At 53.2% G+C, this 7,425-nt stretch carries 8 protein-coding genes; 1 reads left to right on the plus strand and 7 read right to left on the minus strand.

The annotated features are described in order from the left end of the window. Positions 1 to 11: 11 nt before the first annotated feature. Genes B5F28_RS12960 through B5F28_RS12970 form a run of 3 tightly spaced genes read right to left on the minus strand, consistent with a single transcriptional unit; the run spans position 12 to position 1,878 of the window. The gene (locus B5F28_RS12960; protein WP_087296283.1) at positions 12 to 647 is read right to left on the minus strand and encodes an ABC-2 transporter permease; all 636 of its coding nucleotides are present in this window, start codon (positions 645 to 647) and stop codon (positions 12 to 14) included. Next, on the minus strand, positions 644 to 1,498 hold the full coding sequence (locus tag B5F28_RS12965; protein WP_087296284.1) for an ABC transporter ATP-binding protein: 855 nt from the start codon (positions 1,496 to 1,498) through the stop codon (positions 644 to 646). The genes B5F28_RS12960 and B5F28_RS12965 overlap by 4 nt, the downstream gene beginning before the upstream one ends. After that, positions 1,495 to 1,878, minus strand: a complete 384-nt coding sequence (locus B5F28_RS12970; RefSeq protein ID WP_087296285.1) for a GntR family transcriptional regulator — start codon at positions 1,876 to 1,878, stop codon at positions 1,495 to 1,497. The genes B5F28_RS12965 and B5F28_RS12970 overlap by 4 nt, the downstream gene beginning before the upstream one ends. Before the next feature lie 221 nt (positions 1,879 to 2,099). Here B5F28_RS12970 and B5F28_RS12975 point away from each other — a divergent pair, with 221 nt between their 5' ends. Then, positions 2,100 to 2,984, plus strand: coding sequence for a DMT family transporter (locus B5F28_RS12975; RefSeq protein WP_087296286.1), 885 nt, complete (start codon positions 2,100 to 2,102; stop codon positions 2,982 to 2,984). A 75-nt stretch (positions 2,985 to 3,059) separates the two neighbouring features. Here the strand turns inward: B5F28_RS12975 and B5F28_RS12980 are convergent, their stop codons facing one another. The 4 genes from B5F28_RS12980 to B5F28_RS12995 all read right to left on the minus strand — a co-directional run bounded on the left by B5F28_RS12980 (position 3,060) and on the right by B5F28_RS12995 (position 7,095). Next, complete coding sequence (locus B5F28_RS12980; RefSeq protein ID WP_087296287.1) at positions 3,060 to 3,434, minus strand: desulfoferrodoxin family protein; 375 nt, start codon at positions 3,432 to 3,434, stop codon at positions 3,060 to 3,062. A gap of 15 nt (positions 3,435 to 3,449) precedes the next feature. Continuing rightward, a complete protein-coding gene (locus B5F28_RS12985) occupies positions 3,450 to 4,010 on the minus strand; it encodes a DUF308 domain-containing protein (RefSeq protein ID WP_087296288.1) in 561 nt (186 codons plus the stop codon). 234 nt (positions 4,011 to 4,244) lie between these two features. Further along, entirely contained in the window at positions 4,245 to 6,143 is a 1,899-nt protein-coding gene (locus B5F28_RS12990; RefSeq protein WP_087296289.1) for an alpha-amylase family protein, read from the minus strand. A 4-nt stretch (positions 6,144 to 6,147) separates the two neighbouring features. Next, positions 6,148 to 7,095 (minus strand): carbohydrate kinase family protein, encoded by a 948-nt coding sequence (locus B5F28_RS12995; RefSeq protein ID WP_247643493.1) that lies wholly within the window; start codon positions 7,093 to 7,095, stop codon positions 6,148 to 6,150. Positions 7,096 to 7,425 lie beyond the last annotated feature (330 nt).

Raw genomic sequence — 7,425 nt, forward strand, 5'->3', positions numbered from 1 at the left:
ATGAAATGGGATTAAAACTCTTTGCTCTTGTGAATCTTCACAGAAACAAAATAGGAGATAAAGAAGAGGAGAATTGCAGCAACGGTCCCGGCCGCTTCCACCAGCGGATGCCGCATATTCATACCGCCGGTCCATTTGGAAAGGACTGCGGCGAGCAGCAGCTGCATTCCAATCGCGCCGAATGTGGATAAAAGCAGGATCAGCTCGTTTTTCTCGGTGCCAAGCTTTAAAACGAGCGGGTACATGACAGCGATGGAAAAGAAGGATAAGGTAAGCCCGACCTCAAAACCGCGAAACAAGGTGGACAGACTCATGGAATGCCCGCTGATGAGCGAGAACAGAATGGTGACGGTACCCATGAGAATGCCCAGAAGAAGCAAAAGCACAATGGAAATGTACTTTGCCAGAACCAGAGTACTTCTGCTGACCGGAAGAGTAATTTCATATTTGCTCCATTTGGAGATCTCGTCCGCCCGTAGAGAGGTTCCGATATTCACGACGAACAGAAAAATCTGAACAGCGATGATGAACTGGGTGGCTGCAGGGCTGATGAACAGGGAAGAAACCGCCAGAAAAGCAGACAAAGCAAACGCCAGAATGATGTTACTCTCCATGGAATAGAGATTGTTTCGAATGAGCCCTCTCATGCGGCCTCTCCTTTCACGTAAAGAAGCATGATTTCGTCAATGGAAGCGGGAACAACCAGTGCCTTTGGATACTTTTTCTGAATTTTGTCCCGGTCGGCAACCAGTGCCTGCCACTCATAATCCATCTTCCGGCAGACGATGAGATCCGCCTTGTCCAGTGCATCGAATTGCGCCGCGCCGCATTTGAGAATTCCGTACTGTTCGATCAGTTCATCCTTGGGTTTGGAAAACACGACTCTGCCCTTGTGAAGAAACACGATGTAATCGGCGATCTTTTCCAGATCACTGGTAATGTGCGAGGAAACCAGAATGGAATGGGTTTCGTCCTGCACAAACTCCAAAAGCAGATCCAGAATATCGTCACGTACCACCGGGTCGAGACCGCTGGTTGCTTCGTCCAGAATCAGCAGCCGGGAATCGTGCGACAGAGCAACGGCAATTGCCAGCTTCATTTTCATTCCCTTGGAAAACTGCTTGACGGGTTTGTTGGCCGGCACAGAGAACTTCTCCAAAAGCTTCAGAAAGGTCCCGTCGTTCCAGGAACGGTAAATGTCCCGCATCACATGGCTGATCTTGCGAGGAGACAGATTTTCCGGAAAATTGTTGCCGTCAAATACCACACCGATCTGCTCCCGGGTCTCGTGATCAAGTTTTTCCTTACCCAGAACGGAGACACTGCCGGACTCTGTTTGAATCAGGCCCAATGCGGCGCTGATGGTGGTGCTTTTTCCGGCACCGTTCTCACCGATCAGCCCCACAATGGAGCCCCGGGGAACGGAAAAGGAAACGCCATCCAGTACAAAATCCGGATAGGTTTTCTTCAAGCCTGAAATGGTCAATGCGTCGGTCATTCTCGGTCATCCTCCTGATACATGAGTGTCAGCAAGTCGGTCAGCCGTTCCAGAGAGATTCCGCTGGCACGAGCGATCTCGATTGCTTCGGCAAACTTTTCCTCAATCTTTTTCTGCTGCTCTTCCAGATAGAAGTCCTGATTCTGGGCAGATACATAGCAGCCTTTTCCCGCAGTGGTTTCAATGAAGCCGTCCTCCTGCAGGCTGGCATAGGCCTTTTGCACGGTAAGAATGCTGATGTGCAAGGACTTCGCCAGCGATCGAACCGAGGGAATGGCATCTCCTGCCCGCAGTTCGCCGCGCAGAATGGCTGCTTTGATCTGGGAGGAAATCTGTTCATACAAAGGCCGGCTTGCCTTATTACTTACAACAATATCCAAATGCTCACCACCGTTTTATCCAACTGTATTACTACAACAAGTACAGTATATTACGTAACGATACAGCTGTCAAGAGCAATCGAAAAACCGGCATTGTGTCTTCACTTTATCACTGGAATATGATAAAATAAAAAGCATCCTGCAACGCCGCAGAAAAAGCCCGGCGAAAAACGGCTTTTCAATCAGAGCCGCTGGAATTATAGGATAAGGAGCATATCGCAATGAAGCAGCCCGCAAGCCCACAATTGATGCTTGTTATTTCCATGGTCGTGTTCGGTACCCTGGGATTGTTTGTGCGGAATATTCCGGTGTCATCAGGGGAGCTGGCCCTGTATCGGGCGATTCTGGCGGCACTGCTGCTTCTGGTCTATTTTGCGGCAACAAAGCAAACGATCCCGTTTGGTAAAATACGAAGAGAACTCCCGTTGTTGCTGCTGTCCGGCGTGGCCATGGGATTCAACTGGATCTTACTGTTCGAGGCATACAAGTACACCACCGTATCGGTGGCAACCCTGAGCTATTATTTTGCACCGGTAATCGTGACAGTGGCCTGTCCGATTCTATTCAAGGAGAAAATGACCGGCAAACAATGGATCTGCTTTGCCATGTCCACTCTGGGAATCGTTCTGATCACCGGGGTAGGGGATATGAAAACCGGAAGCAACCACCTGCTGGGAATTGCCTTCGGCCTTGGCGCAGCCTGCTTCTATGCAGCGGTGATCCTGCTGAACAAATTCATCCGAAACGTGGAGGGGATCCACCGCACGTTTCTGCAATTCATCGCCGCTGTTCTGGTCCTGATTCCCTATGTGGGTGTTACCAGCGGTGTGACCCTTTCCAAACTGGATGTCACCGGCTGGATTTGCCTGCTGGTGGTGGGTCTCGTACACACCGGGATCACCTATTGCTTGTATTTCTCCTCTCTGAAAGAGCTGCCGGGGCAAAAGGCGGCAATTTTAAGCTATATCGACCCGCTGGTGGCGGTTCTGGTATCGGTGCTGCTTTTGCGGGAAAGTTTGAGCCCCATGCAAATGGTCGGTGGCCTGCTGATTCTTGGCTTCACTTTATGGAATGAGGTAACACCGAAAGTAAAAGTCAACGGTTGAACGAATTTGTAGCAGCAAAGAACCGCTCTTCCGGAAGTTTTCCCGGAAGAGCGGTTCTTTCTGTGTGGAATGGAATCAGAGCACGGATTCCCAGATGCCGTGCAGGTTACAAGCAGCGTACACACCACGGATGCTTTCGTATTTGTCCAGACGGAAGGTGGTGGAGGGACTGTCCCCGGCGGTGAGATAATGGACATGGAATCCCAGGTTGGTTTCCAGAACAATCCACAGAATACGATGCTCCGGGCTCATGGGATGCGAGATCTGGCCCACCTCAATCAGGATATCCATTCCGTTCTGGTGAAGGATGGGAACGTGTTTTTCCACAGCGGCGTCTCGGGTTCCCGGGATCACTTCCGTCATGGGAGCGCCGCAGCACACCATCGGAACGCCGGAATCGGTCAGTTTAACGGCAAGATTGCCGCAGTGTTCGCATTGATAAAATTTCATGAAGAACTCCTTTGTTCAGATGGATGAGTGGTGTTGAACGGTCTGTGCGGAACGCTTTTCCAGAATGACGGTGACCAAATCGCTGATGCCGTCTGCGGCAAGTGTTGCACCGAATACCATTACGACCAGCTGCATGGTGGTGAAGGGATTGACGATGAGCAGCCCGCCCAGAAGGATCGGGATGATGGAGGAAAGCAGCATGGGGATCATGCCGGGGTGCTGTTCCCGAACACCCATGTAGGCCAGGGGAAGCTTGCCGACGCCGTCCACCAGAAGAAGTGAACCGAGTACGAGCGGCAGAACCGACAGCACAGCTTGCGGCCAGATCAGAGAAAAGGCGGCGAATGCGGCAGGAAGAACGGCGAGAAATACATCGCCTGGGTTGCCGCAGCCCATTTTACGGGCCTGCAAATAGCGAATCAGATGGATGAGCCCATATGCACCGGCTCCAGCGGCAAGTGCCCAAATGAAAAGGGTGCTGCTGGCGGCAGGGAACACAAAGAGCAGAATGCCCATCAGGATATACAATGCAGCTACCCAGACAGAAGCGGTACGAGTCCAGAAAAATTGAAACATAAATTGCCTCCTAAAATAAGAATGGAAGGAAACAGAAGACGGGAGATTGGTTTTGTGTCTGCTGTTTTGTTGTTATCATCGTACCATTTGCAGCCCCGGGAATCGGTGTGCCAGACAACGGAATTTCATATTCGGACAGATTTGTCGGAAAATCGGTTTTTATCACAAGAACAGCCCCGGCATTCAGAATGCCGGGGCTGCTTTCGCAAATATGTAAATGTAAAATCGTCGCAATTACTCCTGACGGTTCACAAACCAGGCGAAACCGAAGGGATACAGCTCCACGTTCTGCAGGCTGTTGCGGGTTCCGCCGTATACCAGTTCCTCAAAGGTGCCCTGCTCAGGGCTGGAGACGGTGACGAACTGGTTACTGAAATTGAAGAAAGCAATCAGCTTGTGGCCCTGGTACCAGCGGCCCACATCCAGCACATGCTCGGACCCGGTGTCGAAGGTCCACACATCCGCCCGGCTGTCGAAGGCAGGCTCGGCGGCGCGGATCATCTCCAGCTTGCGTAGGCCCGTAAACTGTTTGCCCTGACGGGTGTAACCGTCGTGACGCAACTCAGCCAGCACCCACTGGAAATTACCCCGGTGAATGTAGCGGCTGTCGTCCCAGCGCTCGGGGTCCTGATGATAGGAGTAGTCATTCAGCTGACCAACCTCGTCGCCGCTGTACAGCACGGGAATACCACTCTGGACGAGCATCCATGCATGCAGCATCAAATCGCAGGCGATTGCGCGCTCCAGCTTGAAGGGGTCCTTTTCGTAGTCTGCTGCCTCCACGCCGCACAGGGATGCGGTGGTGCCGCAGAGACGGGCGTCGCCCAGACGGGGATCGTCGTTGTACAGCTCACCCCGGCTGTCACTGCCTGGCCACTTGCCGGTGAACCAGTCGTTCAGATATTTCTTGTGGGCAACCTCGTCCACGCCGAACCGGCCGCTCAGCCAGGCGTAATCCAGACTCCAGCCGATGTCGTCATGGCAGCGCAGGTAGTTGAGAAACAAAAACTCCCGGGGCAAAGCGCACACGGTGTCCATCTGATGGCGCAGCAGAGAAACGTCGCCGGTGGCCAGAGTGTGCCAGGTGGTGGCCATGGTGGTCACGTTGTAGAGCATGTGGCACTCGGGCTTTTCCGGGGTGCCGAAGTAGGGAACCACCTTGGCGGGCTCCATAACCACCTCGCCAAGCAGCAGAACGCCGGGGCAGACAATCTCGCACACAATGCGCATCATGCGGACCAGGGTGTGGACCTGCGGCAGATTGCGGCAGCTGGTGCCCAGCTCCTTCCAGATATAGGGAACGGCATCCAGACGGATCACATCAATGCCTCGGTTGGTAAGGTAGAGCAGGTTTTCCGTCATATCGTTGAAGACCACCGGATTTGCATAGTTCAGGTCCCACTGGTAGGGATAGAAGGAGGTCATAACCACCTGATTGCAGTCCGGCAGCCAGGTGAAGCTGCGGGGAGCGGTGGTGGGGAACACCTGAGGAACGGTTTTCTCAAACTGGTTGGGAATGTCCCAGTTGTCGTAGAAGAAATACCGTTCCCGGTAGCCGGGTTCACCGGCACGGGCTTTTTTTGCCCACGCATGATCCTCGCTGGTATGGTTCATCACAAAGTCCAGGCACAGGCTCATGCCCTTGGCGCGGCAGGCGTCCGCCAGGGCTTCCAGGTCCTCTATGGTGCCCAATTCAGGCTGGACACGGCGGAAATCTGCAACGGCATATCCACCGTCACTCCGGCCCTTGGGGCTTTCCAGCAGGGGCATCAGATGCAGGTAGTTAACGCCGCACTCCTCCAGATAGGGCAGCTTTTTCTTCACGCCTTCCAGGGTGCCGGCAAAAGCGCCGGTATAAAGCATCATACCCAGCAGCTCCCGCTGGCGGTACCAGTTGGGATCGGCCTCGCGGCGCGCGTCCTGAGCGCGCAGATCCTCTTTTCGATCTTCCCAGCTGCGGCGAAGCATGCCCAAAAAGTAATCAAACGCGGCCATATCGCCGCTGTAAAGCTCGCAATACAGCCATTTCAATTCATCGTAATATTTGCCCAGGCGCAGGTCAAAAGTACTGACGGGCTGGGAGATGTCGGTTTTCTTGCGCGGGGTAGAACTTCTCTTCGTGCTCTTTGCCATCGGATTATTCTTCCTCCAATTCGTCTAATGTGGGCATGGCGGGAATTGCTCCGCTGCGGGAGCAGGTAATCGAAGCGGCCCGATTGGCAAAGGTCAGAACCTTCTCCAATTCTTCGACGGTCAAGCTTTCCAGGGGATGATCGCCACGAGCAGTCAGGCGACTGAGTGCTGCCCCAAGGAAGGTGTCGCCGGCACCGTTGGTATCAGCGACTGTGGTGGTCACGCCGGGCACAAGACCAGTTGCTCCCTGCCAGCGGTAGAAGGCTCCCTTTTCGCCCATGGTGATCAGAACCAGTTTAATGCCTGAATCTTCCAGATGCTGGCTTGCGGTTTCCGGATCGGCAGTGCCGGTCAGCAAGGGAAGTTCCTCCTCGGAAAGCTTGATCACATCCACCAAAGGCAGTGGGTTACGCATCCATTCCACTGCTTCTTCTTCGCTCTCCCAAAGAGCCTCGCGGTAGTTGGGGTCATAGCTGACAAGTACGCCCTGCTGGCGGGCCTGCCGGGCCGCAAAGATGGTGGCGGAACGGGCCGCTCCAGCGGTCAGACTCACCGAACCGAAGTGGAGTACCTTGGTGTTTGCCAGACTACGGACATCGATTTCTTCCGGGGAAAATTCGGCATCTGCGCCCCGAACGAAGCGAAAGGAACGCTCACCCTCCTGCGACAGTGTGACCACCGCCATGGTGGTCGGGGTTTTACTGGTGTGCAGACCGGAAATATCCATGTTGTTTTCCTGCAGCACCTGCGAGAGATAGTTTCCGAAGCCATCGCGTCCTACCTTTCCGCAAAAGGCGGTTTTCGCACCCAGGCGGGCGGCGGCTACGGCCACATTGGCGGGAGCGCCACCGGGATTTGCGGCCAGCATGGGAACATTTTGAGCATTGACACCGGTCTGCGTCAGATCGATCAGGACCTCGCCGATTGTTGTAATGTCCGTCGTAATGATCACATCATTGAATACTTTTAAAATTATATTGCAAACAAAGTTATTTCGAGTTGTATGATAGCATAAGTTAAAACGATTGACAATTCCTTTCGGATATTTCCTCAGGGCCGGTTTTCACAAATTTTTTGCGGGAAAATTGATGAATTACACAAAGGCATTTGAAAATGTGAAATATTTCGGAATGCTTCTTGTTAATTGTCGTAAAAACAGTAATGAACATCTATCCTGTTGCCAGGAAAATCATAACCCCACGTTAAACGTGGGGTTTGCAGAACGGCCCTATAAGGGCCATTATTCCAGCAGCACCTAAAGGTGCGTAATGAGCAACGCCAA

It is taken from the genome of Gemmiger sp. An194, from assembly GCF_002160145.1.
In the GTDB taxonomy this organism is placed as follows: domain Bacteria; phylum Bacillota; class Clostridia; order Oscillospirales; family Ruminococcaceae; genus Allofournierella.